This window comes from Pyxidicoccus fallax (genome assembly GCF_012933655.1).
Lineage (GTDB): Bacteria > Myxococcota > Myxococcia > Myxococcales > Myxococcaceae > Myxococcus > Myxococcus fallax.
The window spans coordinates 7,363-30,042 of the sequence record NZ_JABBJJ010000059.1 but is presented as its reverse complement, the minus strand read 5'-3'; the positions used below and the strand labels follow the sequence as shown (position 1 = coordinate 30,042).

Sequence of the window (22,680 nt, the reverse complement as noted above, 5' to 3'; positions counted from 1 at the left end):
GCCATTCGTGCACCCAGAGAGAGACACGGACATGCAGAGTTCGTTGAAGGATCGGTTGGCGGCGCTGTCTCCGGAGCAGCGCAAGCAGCTCGCGCAGCTCTTGAAGCAGCAGGGGTCGGCGGCCTCGAACACGCTGTTCCCGCTCTCGGAGAACCAGTGGGGGCTGTGGTTCCTGTACCAGCTCGCGCCGGAGAGCGCGGCGTACAACGTCGCGCTGCCCATCCGCGTCCACGCGCCCGTGGACCTGAAGGCCATGGAGCGCACCCTGCAGCGGCTGGCCGCGCGCCACGCGGTGCTGCGGACCACGTACGAGACGACGGCCGAGGGCCCGCGCCAGCGCGTCAACGAGCGGCAGGGCGTGGCGCTGGAGCACCACGACGTGGCGGGCGTGACGGACGCCCGGCTCTTCGAGCACATGCGGCGCAGCTACCTGCGGCCGTTCGACCTCCAGCATGGCCCGGTGGCGCGGCTGGACATCTTCTCGGTGGCTCCGGATGACCATGTCCTGCTGCTCGTCATCCACCACATCGCGACGGACCTGTGGTCCATGGCGCTGCTCCTGGAGGAGCTGCAGCAGCTCTACCGCGAGGAGACGGGCGGCGAGGCGGCCCGGCTCGCACCGCTACCGGTGGACTACGCGGGCTACGTGCGCCAGCAGCAGGAGATGCTCGCCGGGGCGCGTGGCCAGAAGATGGAGCAGTACTGGCTGAAGGAACTCCAGGGCGGGCCGCAGCCGCTGGAGCTGCCGGCGGACCACCCTCGCCCGCCGGTGTGGACGTTCCGAGGCGCGGTGCACGAGCTGAGCTTCGGCCCGGAGCTGTCCGCGAACCTTCGCGCCCTGGCGCGCACGGAGGGCAAGACGCTCTTCGCGGTGATGCTCGCGGCGTGGCAGACGCTGCTGCACCGGTACAGCGGGCGCACGGACATCATGGTGGGCACGCCGATGTCGGGCCGCACGCAAGCCGACCATCAGCGGCTGTCCGGGTACCTGGTGAACTTCGTGGTGATGCGCGGGGACCTGGAGGGCGACCCCACGTTCCGCGAGCTGACGGAGCGGCTGTACGCGAAGGTGCTGGGCGCGCTGGAGCACCAGGACTTTCCCTTCCACCGGCTGTCCGAGAAGCTGGGGATGAAGCCGGACTCGAGCCGCCCGCAGTTCATCGAGGCGGGCATCTCGGTGGACGCGATGCTGCGGCTGCCGGGACTGGGCGCGGGCTCGTCGCTGCCGGGTGAGCCGGTGCCGTTCTTCGCACAACAGGATGGACAGCTCGACGTGCACCTGCACCTGGTGGACACGGGCTACGACATGATGGGGGCCCTGCGCTACGCGGCGGACCTCTTCACGCCGGAGACGGCGGCGCGCATGGTGGCGCACCTGCGCCGGCTGCTGGAGGGCATCGTCCGCGCCCCGGGCGCTCGCCTGTCCGAGCTGCCGCTGATGGGCGAGGACGAGCGTCGCCGGCTCCTGGTGGAGTGGAATGCCTCGGCGGTGGAGCTGCCGCCGGAGCCGCTGGCGCACCGGGTGTTCGACCAGCAGGTGGAGCGCACGCCGGACGCCGTCGCACTCATCGCGGGAGCGGTGTCCCTCACGTACCGCGAGCTTCAGCGGCGGGGCCGTGAGCTGGGAGCGCGCCTGCGCTCGCTCGGCGTGGGCACGGCGGATTGCGTGGCGCTCTGCGTGGAGCGTGGCAGCGCGGACCTCGTGGTGGCCATGCTGGCCACGCTGGAGGCCGGCGGCGCCTTCCTGCCGATGGACCCGGCGCATCCGCCGGAGCGGCTGAAGTACTACCTGGAGGACTCCGGCGCGAAGGTGCTGCTGACGCACCGGGAGCTGGCCGAGCGCATGCCGGGGCACGGCGCGCGGGTGGTGTGCCTGGACGTGGAGCCCGAACGGCCCACGGCGACGAGGGTCTCCCCGCCCCTGTCCCCTGATGACCTCGCCTACGTCATCTACACGTCGGGCAGCACCGGACGGCCGAAGGGCACGCTGCTGCACCACCGCGGTCTCGTGAACACCGCGCTGGCCGCCGCGCGCAGCCTGCGGCTGGCCCCTGGAGAGCGCGCACTCCAGCTCGCATCCCCCGCCTTCGATGCGTGCGTCTGGGAGGTCTTCTCCGTGCTGCTGTCCGGCGCCACGCTGGTCCTCGCACCGCGCGAGCAGCTCCTGCCGGGCGACGAGCTTCAGTCCCTGCTGTCCACGCAGCACATCACCACCCTCACCTCAACGCCGACGGTCCTCTCCCGACTCCAGCCGGAAGCCCTGCCCGCGCTGCGCACGGTGGCCTCCGCCGGTGAGGCCCTTCCCCCTGCCCTGGCTCGCCGTTGGGGCGAGGGCCGGCTGATGCTCAACGCGTACGGCCCCACGGAGACGACGGTGTGCGCGTCGGTGACGTCGGGCCCGGTGGACCCGGAGCGCATCACCATCGGCCGGCCGTTCGCCAACACCCGGCTGTACGTCCTGGACGCGAACCTGAAGCCGCTCCCCGTCGGCATCCCGGGAGAGCTGTACATCGGCGGCGTGGGCGTGGCGCTCGGCTACCTCCATCGGCCGGAGCTGACCGCCGAGCGCTTCATCCCCGACCCGTTCAGCACCGAGCCCCGCGCGCGCATGTACCGCACGGGAGACCGTGCGCGCTGGCTGCCGGACGGCGAGCTGGAGTACCTGGGCCGCCTCGACTTCCAGGTGAAGCTGCGCGGCCTCCGCATCGAGCTGGGCGAAATCGAAGCCGCCCTCCTCGCGCAGCCCGGCATCCACGAGGCGGTGGTGCTCGTGCGCGACGACGTGACCGGGGACTCGCGCCTCGTGGCCTACGTCGTCCCGAAGTCCGCGTCCTCCGACCTGGACTCCGCCCCGCTGCGCGCGGCATTGAAGCAGCGACTGCCCGAGTACATGGTGCCCTCGGCCTTCGTCGTCCTGGAGACCCTGCCCCTGTCGCCCACGGGCAAGCTGGACCGCAAGGCGCTGCCCGCCCCGGAGGCGCCCCAGCCGGTGGCCGCCGACCCGTCCGAGGCCCCGCGCAATCCCGTGGAGCAGCTCCTCGCGGACGCCTTCGCGGAGGTGCTCAACCTCCCGCGCGTGGGCGTGAATGACGACTTCTTCGCGCTGGGCGGCCACTCGCTTCTGGCCACGCGCGTGGTGTCCCGCATCCGCTCCAGCCTCGGCATCACCCTGTCCCTGCGTGGCCTCTTCGAGGCGCCCACCGTCGCCCTGCTCGCGCGGCACCTCCAGGCCACGGCCACGAAGTCCCAGGCGCCCGCGCTCATCCGCGTGTCGCGCGATGGCGCCCTGCCCCTGTCGTTCGCCCAGCAGCGCCTGTGGTTCGTGGACCAGCTCATCCCCGGAGACGCCGCGTACAACATTCCCGCCGCGCTCTGGCTGTCCGGGCCGCTCGACGTGGAGTCCCTGCGCCGGGCCTTCGAGGAAATCGTCCGTCGCCACGAGGTGCTGCGCACCACCTTCGCCGTGTCCAGGGGTGAGCCCACCCAGGTCATCCACCCGCCCTCTCGCTTCGAGCTGCCGGTGCTGGAGCTCTCCACCGAGTCCACGGAGGCGTCCCGCGCCGAGGCCCTGCGCCTGTGCCAGGAGGACGCGCGCCAGCCCTTCTCGCTCTCCACGGGCCCGCTGCTCCGCGCCTCGCTGCTGAAGCTGGGCTGCGAGGAGCACGTGCTGCGCATCAACATGCAGCACAGCGTCTCCGACGGCTGGTCCGTGGGCGTGCTCGTCCGCGAGCTGGCCACCCTCTACGGCGCCTTCCAGTCCGGCCGGCCCTCGTCGCTGCCGGAGCTGCCGGTGCAGTACGCCGACTACGCCGTGTGGCAGCGCGACTGGCTCCAGGGTGAGGTGCTCGACACGCAGCTCGCCTGGTGGAAGGAGCAGCTCCAGGGCATCACCCCGCTGGAGCTGCCCACGGACTTCGCGCGTCCGGCCGTGCGCCGCCAGCGCGGCGGCATGGTGGGCGTGGCCTTCCCGAAGGCGCTCACCGACGACCTCAACACGCTGGCCCGCCAGGAGGGCGCCACGCTCTTCATGGTGTTGGCCGCGGGCTTCCAGGTGCTGCTCGCCCGCTACTCCGGTCAGCGGGACGTCACCATCGGTACTCCCATCGCGGGCCGTGCGAGCCAGGAGCTGGAGTCGCTGCTCGGCGTGTTCGTCAACACGCTGGTGCTCCGCGCGCGGATGGAGGACCGGCCGACGTTCCGCGCCCTGCTGTCCCGGGTGAAGGACATGACGCTGGGCGCCTTCGCGCACCAGGACGTCCCCTTCGAGAAGCTCGTGGAGGAGCTGGAGCCCACGCGCGACCTGTCCCGCCAGCCACTGTTCCAGGTGATGTTCGCCCTGCAGAACGCACCCATGGGTGACCCGGCGCTTCCAGGCCTCTCGGTGCGCTTGCAGGAGATCGACAACGGCACGTCCAAGTTCGACTTCACGCTGTCCCTCACGGAGACGGCGCGAGGGCTGGGTGGCTACCTCAACTACGACGCGGACCTCTTCGAAGCCGCCACGATGGAGCGGCTCGTCTCCCACTACCAGCGGTTGCTGGAGGGCATCTGCCGCGCGCCCCAGCAGCGCGTGGACGCGCTGGAGTTGATGACCGACGCGGAGCTGCGCGAGACGCTGGTGGACTGGAACGCCACCCGCACCGCGTTCCCGCGTGAGACGTGCGTGCACTCGCTCTTCGAGGCCCAGGTGGAGCGCACGCCGGACGCGGTGGCCATCGTCGCGGGCGACGTGACGGTGACGTACGCGGAACTGGAGCGCCGGGCGAACCAGCTCGCGCGGCGGCTGGTGGGCATGGGCGTGAGGCCCGAGGTGCGCGTGGGCGTGTGCCTGGAGCGCTCGGTGGACCTCGTGGTGGCGATGCTCGCCATCCTCAAGGCGGGCGGCGCGTACGTGCCGCTGGACCCGGCGCACCCCACCGAGCGCCTCGCGTACATGCTGGCCGACAGCGGCGTGCCCTTCCTGCTGACGCACGGCACGCTGGGGGATGGGCTCGACGCGCCGGGCATCCTTCCGCTGAACCTGGACACGGAGCGGCCGATGCTGGACGCCATGGCGCACCACCCCGTGCGCGCCTCCGTCACGCCGGAGGGGCTGGCGTACATCATCTACACGTCCGGCTCCACGGGCCGACCCAAGGGCGTGGCGGTGCACCACCGGGCCATCGTCCGGCTGGTGATGGACACGGACTACGTCCGGCTGACGCCCGAGGACCGGGTGGCGCAGCTGTCCAACACGTCCTTCGATGCGGCGACCTTCGAGGTCTGGGGCGCGCTGCTGAGCGGCGCGCGGCTGGTGCTGGTGCCGCGCGACACGTCGCTGGTCCCCGCGGACCTGGCGAAGGCGGTGCGAGACAGCGGCATCACCACGCTGTTCGTGACCACGGCCCTCTTCAACCGCATGGCCCGCGAGTACCCCGCGGGCTTCGGTACCGCGAAGCACGTGCTCTTCGGCGGCGAGGCGAGCGACCCGGAGGCGGTGCGCCGCCTGCTCGACGCGGGCCCGCCGAGGCGCCTGCTGCACGTGTACGGCCCGACGGAGACCACCACCTTCGCCACGTGGCACCGCGTGGAGTCCGTGGACGCCGGAGCGCGGAGCATTCCCATCGGCCGGCCCATCGCGAACACCACGGGCTACGTGCTGGACCGCGAGCTGCGCCCGGTGCCCCGGGGCGTGGTGGGCGAGCTGTACCTGGGCGGCGACGGCGTGGCCCGCGGCTACCACGAGCGCCCGGAGCTGACGGCGGAGAAGTTCATCCCCGACCCGTTCTCCACCGTGCTCGGAGCGAGGCTGTACCGCACGGGAGACCTCGTGCGCCTGCGCTCCAGCGGAGCCATCGAGTTCATCGGCCGCGTGGACCATCAGGTGAAGCTGCGCGGCTTCCGCATCGAGCTGGGCGAAATCGAGACCGCGCTCCAGGCGCACCCCGCGGTGACGGAGGCGGTGGTCCTCGTGCGCGAGGAGCACGGCGACCGCAAGCTGGTGGCATACCTCGTGGCGGAGGCGGGCCAGTCCCCCACGCCCGCGGCGCTGCGGGAGCACCTGGCGCGCACGCTGCCGGAGTACATGCTGCCGGCCGCCTTCGTCACCCTGCCCGCCTGGCCGCTCAATGCGAACGGCAAGGTGGACCGCAAGGCGCTGCCCGCCCCCACGGGCGAGCACGCCGCCATCGCCGTCACGGCCGGTGACGCGCCAGCAACCCCGGTGCAGCAGCTGGTGGCGGACGCCTTCGCGCAGGTCCTGGGCCTGCCCGCGGTGGGCCTGGGCGACGACTTCTTCACGCTGGGCGGCCACTCGCTGCTGGCCACGCGCGTGGTGTCCCGCATCCGCGCGAGCCTGGGTTGCGAGCTGCCCCTGCGCCTGCTCTTCGAAGCCAGCACCCCAGGCCGACTCGCGGAGCGCATCGAGGCGCTCGGGCTGACGGGCACGCGCCTTCCGCCGCTGGTGCCGGCCTCGCGCGAGCAGCCCCTGCCGCTGTCCTTCGCCCAGCAGCGCCTGTGGGTGGTGGACCAGCTCATGCCGGGCGACGCCTCGTACAACATGCCGGTGGCCCTGTGGCTCACCGGCGCGCTGGACGTGGAGTCGCTGCGCCGCGCCTTCGAGGCCCTGGTGCACCGTCACGAGGTCCTGCGCACCACGTTCGCCGCGGGCCCGGACGGCCAGCCCGTGCAGGTCATCCATCCCTCCGCGCGGTTCGAGCTGTCCCGTGACGACCTGACGTCCCTGCCCGACACGGAGGCCCGCGCCGAGGTCCAGCGCCGCGCCTTGGAGGATGCGCGCAAGCCCTTCTCCCTCTCCGAGGGCCCGCTGCTGCGGACCGCCCTGCTGAAGCTGGGAGACACCGAGCACGTGCTGCTGCTCAACACGCACCACAGCATCTCGGACGGCTGGTCCGTGGGCGTGCTGGTGCGCGAGCTGGCCACGCTCTACGTGGCCTTCCACGCCGGCCAGCCCTCGCCGCTCTCGGAGCTGCCGGTGCAGTACGCCGACTACGCCGTGTGGCAGCGCGGCTGGCTCCAGGGCGAGGTGCTCGACACGCAGCTCGGCTGGTGGCGCCAGCAGCTCGCCGGCCTGGAGCCGCTGGAGCTGCCCACCGACTTCCCTCGTCCCGCCGTGCGTCGCCAGCGCGGCGCCACGGTGGCCGCGCGGTTCTCCCGGCCGGTGGCGGACGGGCTCAAGTCGCTGGCCCGGCAGGAGGGCGCCACGCTCTTCATGGTGCTGGTGGCGGGCTTCCAGGTGCTGCTCAGCCGCTACTCCGGACAGAAGGACCTCGCGGTGGGCACGCCCATCGCGGGCCGCCGCGCGCAGGAGCTGGAGTCGCTGCTCGGCATGTTCATCAACACGCTGGTGCTGCGCACCCGCCTCGCCGGCAACCCGACCTTCCGTGAGCTGCTGGCCCGCGTGAAGGACTCCACGCTGGGCGCCTACGCGCACCAGGACATCCCGTTCGAGAAGCTGGTGGACGTGCTGGAGCCCACGCGCGACCTGTCCCGCCAGCCGCTGTTCCAGGTGATGTTCGCCCTGCAGAATGCGCCGGCCAGCGCGCCCGAGCTGCCGGAGGTCTCCGTGCGGCTCCAGGAGATCGACAACGGCACGTCCAAGTTCGACCTCACCGTCTCTCTACAGGAGACGGAGGACGGGCTGGAGGGCACGTTCAACTACGACGCGGACCTCTTCGAAGCCGCCACCGTCGAGCGGATGGTCGCCCACTTCGGGCGGCTGCTCGAAGGCGTGGTCGCCTCCGCGGACCATCGGCTGGCCGACCTGCCGCTGTTGTCCGACGCCGAGCGGCGGCAACTCGTGTCCGACTGGAACGCCACCGCCGTCGACTACCCGCGCGATGCGTCCCTCTCCTGCCTCTTCGAACGTCAGGCGCGGCTCACGCCGGACGCCGTGGCCGTGGTCGCCGGGGCGGAGTCGCTGACCTACGGGGAGCTGGAGCGGCGCGCGAACCAGCTCGCGTGGCTGCTGCGCGAGCACGGCGTGCACGAGGAGACCCCGGTCTGCTTCTGCATGAAGCGGGGGCTCGACCTCATCGTCGCGCACCTCGCCATCCTCAAGGCCGGTGGCTTCTACGTCCCGCTGGACGCGTCGTACCCGGCGGCGCGGCTCGACTCGATGCTGGAGGACGTCCGGGCGCCCCTGCTGCTCACGCAGCTCGAGCTGGAGCCCACCTTCGCTGGGCGCTTCGAAACGACGCTCTGCCTGGATGCGCTGCCCGCGCGGGCCACGTCCCTGCCGGCGACTCCGCCTCCGGTGGCCACGCATGGCGGCAGCACGGCGTACGTCATGTTCACCTCCGGCTCGACGGGGCGTCCCAAGGGCGTGCTCGTGCCGCACCGGGGGGTGGCGCGGCTGATGCTGGGCAGCACCTTCATCCGCTTCGGTCCGGACGAGCGCCTCATGCTCGCGGCGCCCGTCACCTTCGACGCCTCCACGTTGGAGCTCTGGGGCGCGCTGCTGCACGGTGCGCGGCTGTTCCTGGCGCCTCCGCACTCGCTGTCGCTGGAGGAGCTGGCGTCGCTCTGCGACCAGCACTCGCTCACCACGCTGTGGCTCACGGCGGCGCTCTTCGAACAGATGGCGCTGCACCAGCCCGAGGCGCTCGCCCGCGTGTCTCAGGTGCTCGCGGGCGGCGACGTCCTGCCCCTCCCCCGTGTTCGAGAGCACCTGGCGCGGCTGCCCGACGGGGCCGTGTTCGTCAACGGCTACGGCCCCACGGAGAACACCACCTTCACGACCTGCCACCGGATGACGCGTGAGTCGCACGTGGGCGCCGCGGTGCCGCTGGGCAGGCCCATCGCGAACACGCGGGTGTACATCCTCGATGACGCGCTGAACCCCGTTCCGCCAGGCGTGCCCGGTGAGCTGTTCTGCGCGGGCGAGGGCCTCGCGCACGGCTACCTGAACCGGCCGGAGCTGACGGCGGAGAAGTTCATCCCGGACCCGTTCAGCACGGAGCCGGGAGCGCGCATGTACCGCACGGGAGACCGGGCCCGCTGGCTGGCGGACGGCACCGTGGACTTCCTGGGCCGCGCCGACTTCCAGGTGAAGGTGCGTGGCTTCCGCATCGAGCCGGGCGAGGTCGAAGCCACCCTGCGGATGCACGAAGGCGTACGCGAGGCGGTGGTGATGGCCCGCGAGGACTCGCCGGGCGGCAAGCGCCTCGTCGCCTATGTCGTGCCGGTGTCCCCGTCCTCGGTGGACGCCGAGGCCCTGCGCGTGTTCCTCAAGCAGAAGCTGCCCGAGTACATGGTGCCCGCGGCGTTCGTGCTCCTGGACGTGCTGCCGCTGTCGCCCAACGGCAAGGTGGACCGCAAGGCCCTCCCGGCGCCGGATGCCGCACAGGCGACGCGGGGCGAGTACACCGCGCCACGCGATGAAGTGGAGCAGAAGCTCGCCGACATCTGGGCCGCCGTCCTGCGCGTGCCGCGTGTCGGCATCCACGACAACTTCTTCGCGCTCGGTGGCGACTCCATCCTCAGTCTCCTGGTCGTCTCCCGCTCGCGTCAGGCGGGCTTCCCGCTCACCGCGCGCCACCTGTTCCAGCACCAGACCGTGGCCGAGCTCGCCGTGGCCGCGCGCTCCGCGTCCGCCCTCGCCTCCATCGACCAGGGCCCTGTCACCGGCCCCGTACCGCTGACGCCGGTGCAGCGCTACTTCCTCCAGCACGAGCAGGCGCACCCGCACCACTTCAACCAGTCGCTGCTCCTGACCGCGCACCAGCCGCTGCAACTGGAGGTGCTGGCCCAGGCCCTGCGTGCGCTCCTCGCCCACCACGATGCCCTGCGCCTGCACTTCCGTCGGGAGGAGGATGGCACCTGGGTGCAGGACAACGCCGGAGTCGATGAGGCCCCGCTGCGCCTGGAGCACCACGACCTGTCCGCCCTGCCGCACGAGGAACAACTCACCACCCTGGAGGCACACGCCACGCGCCTTCAGGCCTCGTTCGACCTGGGCCAGCCGCCACTGCTGTGCGCCGCTCTCTTCAACCTCGGCTCCACGCAGCGGCTGCTCCTCTGCGTCCACCACATCGTCGTGGACGCCGTCTCCTGGCGCGTGCTGCTGGAGGATCTCCAGACGACCTACCAGCAGCTCGTGCAGGGCAAGCAGCCGTCGCTCCCGCCGAAGACCACGTCCTTCCAGACCTGGGCGAACAAGCTCCAGCAGTACGCCCACTCCAACGCGCTGAAGAAGGAGGCACAGGTCTGGCTGCGGCAGGCCGCCACCCCGCCAACGCCGCTGCCCATCGACAGCATCGGCCCCAACACCTTCGGGTCGGCCCGCACCGTGCCCCTCACGCTGGACACCGAGGAGACGCGAGCGCTGTTGCGAGAGGTGCCCACCGCCTGGCGCGGCAACCTCCAGGACGTGCTGCTCACCGCCCTGGCCCAGGCCCTGTCCGACTGGACGGGCCAGCAAGACGTGTGGGTGAACCTCGAAGGCCATGGCCGCGAGGACTCGCTCGTCGAGGGCGCGGACCTGTCCCGCTCCGTCGGTTGGTTCACCGCGCTGTACCCGGTGCACCTGTCCATGCCCCGAGGCGGCACGGCGGGCGACGCCATGCGCTCGGTACGCGAGGCACTGCGCCACATTCCCCACCACGGCGTGGGCTTCAGCATCCTCAAGTACCTGGGCCCGGACGAGGTCAGCGCTCCGCTGCGTGCCCTGCCCGTGCCGCAGGTGGCCTTCAACTACCTCGGCCAGCTGGATGCGTCCTCGGATGCGAACGCCATCCTCTCCCTGGCCAACGAGCCGTCCGGCGCGCAGTTCGCGGCGGAGGCGCTCCGCATGCACCCGCTGGAGATCAACGGTTCCGTGCTGGACGGGCGGCTGAGCCTCCTCTTCATCTACAGCGAGAACCTGCACGCACGCACCACCATCGAGACGCTCGCCCAGTGCTTCCTGAAGCGCCTGCGCACCCTCATCGCCACGCACCTGTCCGACGATGCGAAGCGCCGGGGCACCGCGGACTTCCCTCTCGCCTCGCTGACACAGCCCGCCCTGGAATCGCTGCTCCAGCAGCAGGGCCCGGGTGTCGAGGACCTCTACCCGCTCTCCCCGCTCCAGCAGGGCCTGCTCTTCCACACCGTGCTCTCCCCCGAGTCCGGCGTGTACTTCGAGCAGCTCGCCTGGACGGTCAGCGGCTCGCTGTCGGTGGAGCACTTCCGTCAGGCCTGGCAGGCGCTCGTGGACCGCACGCCCATCCTCCGCACGAGCTTCGCGTGGTCCGACCTCGAGTCCCCGCTCCAGGTGGTGCACGCGCACGCGGAGCTGCCGTGGGAGCAACTCGACTGGCGCACCCTGCCCGCCTCCGAGCAGAAGGCCCGCTTCGCCCGGCTGCTGGTGGAGGACCGGGCCCGGGGCTTCGACCTGCGCAAGGCCCCGCTGATGCGGATGACGGCGGTGCGCCTGGGCGAGGACACGTGGCGCTTCCTGTGGAGCCATCACCACCTGCTGCTCGACGGCTGGAGCCTCAGTCCCGTGCTCCAGGACGTCTTCGTCCTCTTCGACGCCATGGCCTCCGGTCGTGAGCCCCGGCTCCCGTCGCGCCCGCCGTACCGCGACTACATCGCCTGGCTCCAGCGCCGCGACACGGAGGCGGACGACGCCTTCTGGCGCGCCGAGCTCCAGGGCTTCACCGCCCCGACGCCGCTACCCGCGGACACCCATGCCACTCCGCCCGAGGGTCAGCACGCGGCCCAGCACATGCTGGAGGTGGCGCTCACGGTGGAGCAGTCGGACACGCTCCAGGCCTTCGCGCGTCAGCACCAGCTCACGCTGTCCACGCTGATGATGGCGGCCTGGGGCTTCGTGCTCGGCCGGCACAGCGGGGAGCAGGATGTCGTCTTCGGCAACACCGTGGCCGGCCGTCCTCCCGAGCTTCCCGGCGCCGAGGCCATGGTCGGCCTGCTCATCAACACGCTGCCGGTGCGCATCCCGCTGCCGGACGCGTCCACCCCGGTGAAGACGTGGCTGCAAGGGCTCCAGGCCCGGTATCAGCAGTCGCGCAATCACGAGCACACGCCGCTGGTGCACATCCAGTCGCTGGCGCCGGTGCCCCGCGGCACGCCGCTGTTCGAGTCCCTGCTGGTGTTCGAGAACTACCCCATCGACGACTCGCTCACGCAGCGCACGTCGGCCATGGCGGTGCGGGACGTGGAGGGCGTGGAGCGCACGAACTATCCCATCACCGCCACCATCCTCCCGGGCCAGAAGCTGCGCCTGCGCCTCACCTTCGAGGAGCCTCGCTTCGGCCGCGACACCATGCGGCGCGTGCTGGATCACTGGCGTCTGGCCCTGCTGTCGCTCGCGGCTCCGGAGACGCGGAGCCTCGCGGACGTGACGATGATGGACGCCGAGGAGCGGCACCGCGTGGTGGTGGAGTGGAACGCCACCGACGCCGCGCTCCCCTCGGACCTCTGCGTCCACCACGTCTTCCACCAGCAGGTGGAGCACACACCGGACGCGCCCGCGCTCGTGGCGGGTGACGTGTCCCTCTCGTTCCGACAGCTCCAGCGGCGCGCGCGCCAGCTCGCGCACCGGCTGCTGTCGCTCGGAGTGGGCCCGGAGGGCCGGGTGGCGTTGTGCCTGGAGCGTGGCAGCCCGGACCTCGTGGTGGCCATGCTCGCCGCGCTCGAGGCCGGCGGCGCCTTCCTTCCGCTGGACCCGGCGCACCCGCCGGAGCGGCTGAAGTACTACCTGGAGGACTCCGCCGCGCGGGTGCTGCTGACGCACCGCTCTCTCGTGGAGCGCCTGCCCGAGCACGGCGCCCGGGTGCTGTGCCTGGACGAGGAGTCCCTGTCCGAGCTGCCGGACACGGCTCCAGCGGTGGCCGTCACACCGGAGAGCCTCGCGTACGTCATCTACACGTCGGGCAGCACGGGGCGGCCGAAGGGCACGCTGTTGCACCACCACGGCCTCGTGAACACGGCGCTGGCCATCATCCAGGGGCTGAGCATCCGGCCCGGACAGCGGGCGTTGCAGCTCGCGTCCCCGGCGTTCGACGCGTCGGTGTGGGAGGTCTTCTCGTCGCTGCTGTCCGGGGCCACGCTGGTCCTGGCTCCGCGCGAGCAGCTCCTCCCCGGCGAGCCGCTCCAGGCGACCCTGGCTCGGCAGCGCATCGAGGTGCTGCTGGCCACGCCCACGGCCCTGTCCACGCTCCAGCCCGAGGCGCTGCCCGAGCTGCGCATGGTGGCGTCCGGCGGCGAGGCCTGCTCTCCCGCGCTGGCGCGGAGCTGGGTGAAGGGCCGCACGTTCGTCAACGCGTACGGCCCGACGGAGATCACCATCGTCGCGACGATGACCCGGGGCTCCATGGATCCGGAGCGCCTGAGCATCGGCCGGGCGATTCCGAACGCGCGCCTGTACGTCCTGGACTCGGCGCTACAGCCGCAGCCCATCGGCGTACCCGGAGAGCTGTACATCGGCGGCGTGGGCGTGGCCCGGGGTTACCTGGACCGCCCGGAGCTGACGGCGGAGCGCTTCATCCCGGACCCGTTCAGCACGGAGCCGGGCGCCCGCCTCTACCGCTCCGGAGACCGTGTGCGCTGGCGCGCGGACGGCGAGCTGGAGTACCTGGGCCGGGTCGACTTCCAGGTGAAGCTGCGCGGCCTGCGCATCGAGCTGGGCGAGATTGAAGCCGCCCTGCTCGACCAGCCCGGCATCCACGAGGCGGTGGTGCTGGTACGGGAGGATGTCCCGGGCGACAAGCGCCTCGTGGCCTACGTCGTACCGAAGGCCATGGGGGATGACGCGGCCCCGGAACTGGACCTTGCCCCCGTGCGCGCCGCGCTCAAGCAGCGACTGCCCGAGTACATGGTGCCCTCCGCCTTCGTCGTCCTGAAGGCGCTGCCCCTGTCCCCGACGGGCAAGCTGGACAAGAAGGCGCTGCCAGCGCCGGATGCCTCGCATCAGCTCCCGCAGGGCGAGTACGCCGCCCCGCGCGATGAGGTGGAGCAGAAGCTCGCCGACATCTGGGCCGCCGTCCTGCGCGTGCCGCGCGTCGGCATCCACGACAACTTCTTCGCGCTCGGTGGCGACTCCATCCTCAGTCTCCTGGTCGTCTCCCGCTCGCGCCAGGCGGGCTTCCCGCTCACCGCGCGGCATCTGTTCCAGCACCCCACGGTCGCGGAGCTCGGCGTGGCCGCGTGCTCCGCGTCCGCCCTGGCCTCCATCGACCAGGGGCCCGTCACGGGACCTGTCCCACTGACGGCGGTGCAGCGCTTCTTCCTCCAGCATCAGGCGTCCCACCCGCATCACTTCAACCAGTCGTTGCTCCTGGCCGCGCACCAGCCGCTGCAACTGGAGGTGCTGGCCCAGTCCCTGCGCGCCCTGCTCGCGCACCACGACGCCCTGCGCCTGCGCTTCCGTCGGGAGGAGGATGGTTCCTGGGTGCAGGACAACGCCGGAGTCGATGAGGCCCCGCTGCGCCTGGAGCACCACGACCTGTCCGCGCTTTCCGAGTCCGAGCAGCGCCAGGTACTGGAGGCGCACGCCACGCGTCTCCAGGCCTCGTTCGACCTGGGCCAGCCGCCGCTGCTGTGCGCGGCGTTGTTCAACCTTGGCTCCACGCAGCGCCTGCTCATTTGCGTGCACCACATCGTCGTGGACGCCGTCTCCTGGCGCGTGCTGCTGGAGGACCTCCAGACGACGTACCAGCAGCTCCTTCAGGGCAAGCAGCCGTCATTGCCGCCGAAGACCACGTCCTTCCAGACCTGGGCGAACAAGCTCCAGCGGTATGCCCACTCCGATGCGATGCGGAAGGAGGCACAGGTCTGGCTGCGGCATGCCGCCACGCCACCGATGCCGCTGCCCATCGACAGCATCGGCCCCAACACCTTCGGTTCGGCACGCACCGTCTCCCTCACGCTGGACGCCGAGGAAACGCGGGCGCTGCTGCGCGAGGTGCCCACGGCCTGGCGCGGCAACCTCCAGGACGTGCTGCTCACCGCCCTGGCCCAGGCCCTGTCCGACTGGACGGGCCAGCAGGACGTGTGGGTGGACCTCGAAGGCCATGGCCGTGAGGACTCCCTCGTCGAAGGCGTGGACCTGTCCCGCACCGTGGGCTGGCTCACCTCCATCTACCCGGTGCACCTGTCCATGCCTCGGGGTGGCACGGCGGGCGACGCCATGCGCTCGGTGCGCGAGGCGCTGCGCCACATCCCCCACCACGGCGTCGGCTTCGGCATCCTCAAGTACCTCGGACCCGACGAGGTCGGCGCCCCGCTGCGCGCCCTGCCCGTGCCGCAGGTGGCCTTCAACTACCTCGGCCAGCTCGACGCGTCCTCCGACACCTCCGCCCTGCTCTCGTTCGCCAACGAGCCCGCGGGTGCCGAGGTCCCCGCCGAGGCGCTTCGCATGCACCCGCTGGAGGTGGGCGGCTCCATCCTCGGAGGCCGCATGCAGCTCACGTTCGCCTACAGCGAGAACCTGCATGCGCGCACCACCATCGAGGCGCTCGCTCAGGGCTTCCTGAAGCACCTGCGCGCCCTCATCACCACCCATCTGTCCGACGATGCGAAGCGCCGGGGCACCGCGGACTTCCCGCTCGCCTCGCTGACGCAGTCCGCGCTCGACACGGTGTTCGAGCAATCGGGCGCCGACATCGAGGACCTGTATCCCCTGTCCCCGCTCCAGCAAGGCCTGCTCTTCCACACCCTGCTGTCGCCGGAGTCCGGCGCCTACTTCGAGCAGCTGGCGTGGACCGCGAGCGGCTCCGTGGACGTGACGCACTTCCGACGGGCCTGGCAGGCGCTCATCGACCGCACGCCCATCCTCCGCACGGGCTTCGCCTGGGCCGGCCTCGAGTCACCGCTCCAGGTGGTGCACGCACACGCGGAGCTGCCCTGGACGCAGCTCGACTGGCGCGCCCTCTCCCCCTCCGAGCAGAAGGCCCGCTTCGCCGAGCTCCAGGCGGAGGACCGCCGCCGGGGCTTCGACCTGCGCCGGCCGCCGCTGATGCGGATGACGGCGGTGCGCCTGGGCGAGAACACGTGGCGTTTCCTGTGGAGCCACCACCACCTGCTCCTCGACGGCTGGAGCCTCAGTCCCGTCCTGCAGGACGTCTTCACCCTGTTCGACGCCTTCGCCTCCGGTCGCGAGCCGCGACTGCCGTCCCGCCCGCCGTACCGCGACTACATCGCGTGGCTCCAGCAGCGGGACACGGAGACGGATGACGCCTTCTGGCGCGCCACGCTCCAGGGCTTCACCGCGCCCACGCCGCTGCCGGCGGACACCCACGCCACGCCTCCCCCCGGAGTCCAGGCCCGGCAGCACACGCTGGAGCTTCCGCTCACGCGGGAGCAATCCGCCGCGCTCCAGGCCTTCGCGCGCCAGCACCAGCTCACGCTGTCCACGCTGACAATGGCAGCCTGGGGCTTCGTCCTCGCCCGCCACGGCGGCGAGCAGGACGTCGTCTTCGGCAACACCGTGGCGGGCCGCCCGCCCGAGCTCCCCGGCGCCGAGGCCATGGTGGGCCTGCTCATCAACACCGTGCCCGTGCGCATCCGCGTGCCGGAAGCGTCCACGCCCGTGGCTACCTGGCTGGAGGGACTCCGCGAGCAGCAGCAGCAGACGCGCCATCACGAGCACACGCCACTGGTGCACGTCCAGACCCTGGCCCCGGTGCCGCGCGGCACGGCGCTGTTCGAGTCCCTGCTCGTCTTCGAGAACTACCCCATCGATGAGTCGATGGAGCAGCGCACCAGCGCCATGTCGCTCCAGGACGTGGAGGGCGGCGACCACACGCACTACCCGCTCACGGCCACCGTGCTCCCCGGCCGAGTCACGAAGCTGCGGCTCACCTACGAGGAGCCCCGCTTCCAACGCGAGAGCCTCCAGCGCGTCCTGGAGCAGTGGAGCCGCGTGCTGCTGTCCCTCGTGGCTCCTGGCACGCGCACGCTCGCGGACGTGTCGATGATGGACGCGGCGGAGCGCCAGCGCGTCCTGGTGGACTGGAACGCCACGGACCTGGACTTCCCGCTGGACGCGTCGCTCGCCTCGCTCTTCGAGCAGCAAGCCGCGCGCACGCCGGACGCCATCGCCGTCATCTCCGGCGAGGAGTCCCTCACGTATGCGAAGTTGTCCTGGCATGCCACGCGGCTGGCCGGAGTCCTCGGCTCGCTCGGCGTGCGCGAGGAGACGCCCGTCGGCGTGTGCCTGGAGCGCGGGCTCGAGCTTGTCGTCGCGCTGCTGGCCATCCTCAAGGCGGGTGGCCACTACGTCCCGCTGGACCCGGCCTACCCCCGGCAGCGCCTGGGCTTCATCCTGGAGGACTCGGGGGCGCGCCTGCTGCTCACCCGCGCCTCGCTCGCCTCGGTGCTGCCCGAGCACTCCGCCCGCGTGCTGTGCGTGGACTCGGACGAGGTGACGTCCAGCGCCGCCGTGCCGTCGATGCCGCTGCCGGTGGTCTCCAGCCACCAGCTCGCGTACCTCATCTACACGTCGGGCTCCACGGGCCGTCCGAAGGCGGTCGCCATCGAGCACCGCAACGCCGTGGCCTTCCTCGCCTGGGCGCGGACCGTCTTCCCGCCCGAGGTGCTCACCGGCACCCTGGCCGCGACGTCCATCAACTTCGACCTGTCCATCTTCGAGCTGTTCCTCCCGCTGACCACGGGCGGCACGGTGGTGATGGCGGAGAACGCCCTCGCCCTGCCCTCGCTGCCGGCCGCGAACCGCGTGACGCTCGTCAACACGGTGCCGTCCGTCATGGCGGAGCTGCTACGCGCGGGCCCGCTGCCCGAGAGCGTGCGCGTGGTGAATCTCGCTGGCGAGCCGCTCCCTACGTCACTGGTGCGCCAGCTCTACGCCCGGCCGCACATCCAGAAGGTCTACGACCTCTACGGCCCGTCCGAGACGACGACGTACTCCACCTTCGCCCTGCGCGAGGCGGATGCGCCGGCGACCATCGGCCGTCCCATCGGGAACACGCAGCTCTACGTCCTGGATGACCAGCAGCAGCCGGTGCCGGTGGGCGTGCCCGGCGAGCTGTTCATCGGCGGAGCCGGCGTGGCGCGAGGCTACTTGGGCCGTCCGGAGCTGACGGCCGAGCGCTTCGTGCACAACCCCTTCAGCACCGCGCACGGCGGGCGCATGTACCGCACGGGAGACCGGGTGCGCTGGAAGGCGGACGGCACGCTGGAGTACCTGGGCCGCGTCGACTTCCAGGTGAAGATCCGCGGCTTCCGCGTGGAGCCGGGCGAGGTGGAGATTGTCCTCTGCACGCACGAGGGCGTCCGCGAGGCCGTGGTGATGGCGCGCGAGGACTCCCCGGGCGACAAGCGACTCGTCGGCTACGTGGTCCTTAAGGCGAGCGGCACGGAGGCCACGCTGCCGGCCGCCATCCGCGCATACCTCCAGCAGAAGCTGCCGGAGCACATGGTGCCGTCGGCCATCGTCGTCCTGGACGCACTGCCCCTGTCGCCGAATGGCAAGGTGGACCGCAAGGCGCTGCCCGCGCCGGCCAGCACCGGAACTCCGAGCGAGCCCGGCACCGACACGGCCCTTACGCCCGTGCAGCAGCTCCTGGCGGACGCGTTCGCGGAGGTGCTCAACCTCCCGCGCGTGGGCGTGAATGACGACTTCTTCGCGCTGGGCGGTCACTCGCTGCTGGCCACGCGCGTGGTGTCCCGCATCCGCGCGAGCCTCGGCATCGAGCTGCCCCTGCGAGCCCTCTTCGAGGCCAGCTCGCCCGGCCGGCTCGCGGAGCGCATCGAGGCCCTGGGCCTGACTCGAGGTCCCCAGCTCCCGCCGCTGGTCCCCGCCTCGCGCGAGCAGCCCCTGCCGCTGTCGTTCGCACAGCAGCGCCTCTGGGTGCTGGAGCAGCTCCTTCCCGGCGATGTGGCCTACAACATCCCGGTGGCTCTGGGGCTCTCCGGCTCGCTGGACGTGGAGTCGCTGCGCCGCGCGTTCGAGGAGGTCGTGCGCCGTCACGAGGTGCTACGCACCACCTTCGCCACGGCTCCGGAGGGCCAGCCCGTCCAGGTCATCCACCCGCCCGCGCGCTTCTCGCTGCCGCTGGAGGATCTGTCCGCCCTACCCGGTACCGAGGCCCACGCCGAGGTCCAGCGCCGCGGCCTGGATGAGGCGTGCAGGCCCTTCTCCCTCACGGCGGGGCCGCTCATGCGCGCCTCGCTGCTGAAGCTGGGGGACACCGAGCATGTGCTGCTGCTCAACATGCACCACATCGTCTCGGACGGCTGGTCCGTGGGCGTGCTGGTCCGTGAGCTGGGCGCGCTGTACGCGGCGTTCCGCGAGGGCCAGCCGTCCCCGCTGCCGGAGCTGCCGGTGCAGTACGCCGACTACGCGGTGTGGCAGCGCGACTGGCTCCAGGGAGAGGTGCTCGACGCGCAGCTCGGTTGGTGGCGCCAGCAGCTCTCCGGCCTGGAGCCGCTGGAGCTGCCCACCGACTTCCCCCGTCCCGCCGTGCGCCGCCAGCGCGGCGCCACGGTGACGGTGAAGCTGCCCCGGGAGCTCTCCGAGTCGCTCCGCGCATTTGGCCGCCAGGAAGGCGCTACGCTGTTCATGGTGCTGCTCGCGGGGTTCCAGGCGCTGCTCGGCCGCTACTCCGGGCAGAAGGACCTGGCGGTGGGCACGCCCATCGCGGGCCGCCGCACGCAAGAGCTGGAGCCGTTGCTCGGCATGTTCATCAACACGCTGGTGCTGCGCACCCGCCTGGAGGGAGCGCCGACCTTCCGCGAGCTGCTGGCCCGCGTGAAGGACTCCACGCTGGGCGCCTACGCGCACCAGGACATTCCATTCGAGAAGCTGGTGGAGGCACTGGAGCCCACGCGCGACCTGTCCCGCCAGCCGCTCTTCCAGGTGATGTTCGTCCTCCAGAATGCCCCCATGGGCGAGTCGCTGCTCCCGGGCCTATCGGTAAGCCAGCGGACGCTCGACAACGGTACGTCCAAGTTCGACCTGTCCGTCGCCCTGCACGAGACGGCGGACGGCCTGGAGGGCGGCTTCAACTACGACGTGGACCTCTTCGAGGCCCGCACCGTTGAGCGGATGGTCGCCCACTTCCAGCGTCTGCTGGAGGAGCTGGTCGCCAACCCGGGCCGCCGTATCAGCGAGGTGGGTCTGCTCGGCGCGGAGGAGCGTCACCAGGTGCTGCACGCGTGGAACGCGACGGACACGGAGTACCCGCGCGACGCTCGCATCCCCGAGCTGTTCGCCGCGCAGGTGGAGCACACGCCGCGCGCGGTGGCGCTGGTGTCCGGTGACTCGCGGGTGACGTACGCCGGGCTGCGCCAGAAGGTGCAGCGGCTGGCGCGGCGCCTGCGGACGCTGGGCGTGGGGCCGGACGTGAAGGTGGGCGTCTCCGTGGAGCGCTCCGTGGACATGGTGGTCGCCATGTTCGCCATCCTCGAGGCGGGTGGCGCCTACCTGCCGCTGGACCCCATGTATCCGGCGGATCGGCTCGCGCTCATGCTGGAGGACTCGGGCGCTCCGGTGCTCCTCACGCAGAGCCACCTGACGGGCATCTTCCCCGGGTACACGGGACAGGTGGTCTGCCTCGACGCGCCGAAGGAGTCCCCCCGCCGCTCGCGCGCCCGGCCCGAGGAGCCGCGCCTGTCGTCCGATGATGCCGCGTACGTCATCTACACGTCGGGCAGCACGGGCAGGCCCAAGGGCGTCGTGGTGCCGCATCGCACGGTGTCCAACCTCTTCGCGGGCATGGACGCGTTGCTCGGTAGGGAGCCGGGCGTGTGGCTGGCGGTGACCAGCATCTCGTTCGACATCCACGTCGTGGAGCTGCTCTGGACGCTGTGCCGTGGCTACCAGGTCGTGCTGCATGACGAGCAGGCGGCGGCGCGCCGCGGCTCCGCGCTCCCACTGCCGGAACTGCTGCGCCGCCACGAGGTGACGCACCTGCAGTGCACGCCGTCCTTCGCGCGCTCGCTGGTGCTGGCGCCGGAGACGGTGGCGGGCCTCGGCTCACTGCGGCACCTCATCATGGGTGGAGAGGCGATGCCGGGGTCGCTGGCCCGCCAGCTCCGCGCCGCCCTGCCCTCGATGACGCTCACCAACATGTACGGGCCGACGGAGACGACGGTCTGGTCCACCCTGTACACGGTGGCCTCGGACGACGTGCCGGCCATCGTGTCCATCGGCCGGCCCATCGCGAACACGCGGTTGTACGTCCTGGACGAGCACTCGATGCCGGTGCCCGTGGGCGTGCCGGGCGAGCTGTACATCGGCGGCGAGGGCGTCACGCGCGGCTACCTGAACCGTCCGGAGCTGACGGCCGAGCGCTTCGTGCACGACCCCTTCAGCCCCACGCCGGGCGCGCGCATGTACCGCACGGGCGACCGCGTGCGCTGGCGCACGGATGGGACGGTGGACTTCCTGGGCCGCATCGACTTCCAGGTGAAGGTGCGCGGCTTCCGCATCGAGCTGGGCGAGGTCGAGTCCGCGCTGCACGCCTGCCCGGGTGTGGCCGACACGGTGGTGGTGGTGCGCGAGGATGACCCGGGCGACAAGCGCCTCGTGGCGTACCTCTCGGCCTCCGCGCCGGAGTCCGCGCCCGACGCCGCGGCCCTGCGCTCGGCCCTCAAGGCACGGCTGCCCGAGTACATGGTGCCCTCGGCGTTCGTCGTGATGGACGCGCTGCCGCTGACTCCGAACGGCAAGGTGAACCGGCGGGCGCTGCCGGCACCGAAGCAGGCGGGCTCGGGCGTGGCGCACGTCGCCCCGCGCGACTCGCTGGAGCTGGCCCTGGCGCGGCTGTTCGAGGAGGTGCTCGGGGTGACACCGGTGGGCATCCACGATGACTTCTTCACGCTGGGGGGCCACTCGCTGCTTGCGGTGCGCCTCATGGGGCTCCTCCGCGAGCGCACGGGCCGCACGCTGCCGTTGGCGGCGCTGTTCCAGGCCTCCACCGTGGAGCAGCTCGCCGTCCTCGCGCGGAGCGAGCCCACGCCATGGACGCCGCTGGTTCCCATCCAGACGGGCGGAGACCTGCCGCCCTTCTTCTGCGTGCACCCGGTGGGTGGCGGAGTCCTGGCGTACGCCGGGCTGGCGCGGCACCTCGGGCCCCGGCAGCCCTTCTACGGGCTGGAGGCACAGGGGCTCGACGGCACCGAGCCGCCGTTGGAGTCCATCCTGGAGATGGCCTACTTCTACGTGGAGGCCATCCGCACGGTGCAGCCGCACGGTCCGTACCGGCTGGGCGGCTGGTCGCTCGGCGCGGTCATCGCCTTCGAGATGGCCCGCGCGCTGCGCCAGCGCGGCGAGGAGGTGGAGGTGCTCGCCCTCATCGAGCCGAGCCCCACGGCCTACGCTCGGGGCGAGCCGCTGGCCGACCCGTCCTCCCTCGCGGGCCTGTTCGACGCCGAGCCCGGTCAGGCGGCGGGTGTGTCCGCGGAGCAGCGGGCCACACTGGAGCGCGTCTTCACCACGAACCTCGGCGCGCTCCACGCCCATGCGCTGAAGCCGCAAGCGGGAGCGCTGACGCTGCTGCTGGGTGCGGACACACGGGGCCTCGACGAGCACGGACTGGCGCGCGGCTGGGACGCGCTCGCCGACACGGTGGAGGTCCTCACGATGCCTGGAGACCACCACTCCCTCCTGAGCGCTCCGAACGTGGAGCGGCTCGCGGAGGCCCTGACGGCGCTGCTGGAGCAGACGCGGAAGAACACGACCCGGAGCCGGGTGGGCTGAGCCCCCCTTCACAGGAC

The 22,680-nt window shown here is 71.7% G+C and carries 1 protein-coding gene; it reads left to right on the top strand.

Annotated elements, in window-relative coordinates; translation table 11 throughout:
• Nucleotides 1-31: 31 nt before the first annotated feature.
• Nucleotides 32-22,663: a non-ribosomal peptide synthetase gene (locus HG543_RS15230; RefSeq protein ID WP_169345486.1), complete on the top strand. Its 22,632-nt coding sequence runs from the start codon at nucleotides 32-34 to the stop codon at nucleotides 22,661-22,663.
• Nucleotides 22,664-22,680 lie beyond the last annotated feature (17 nt).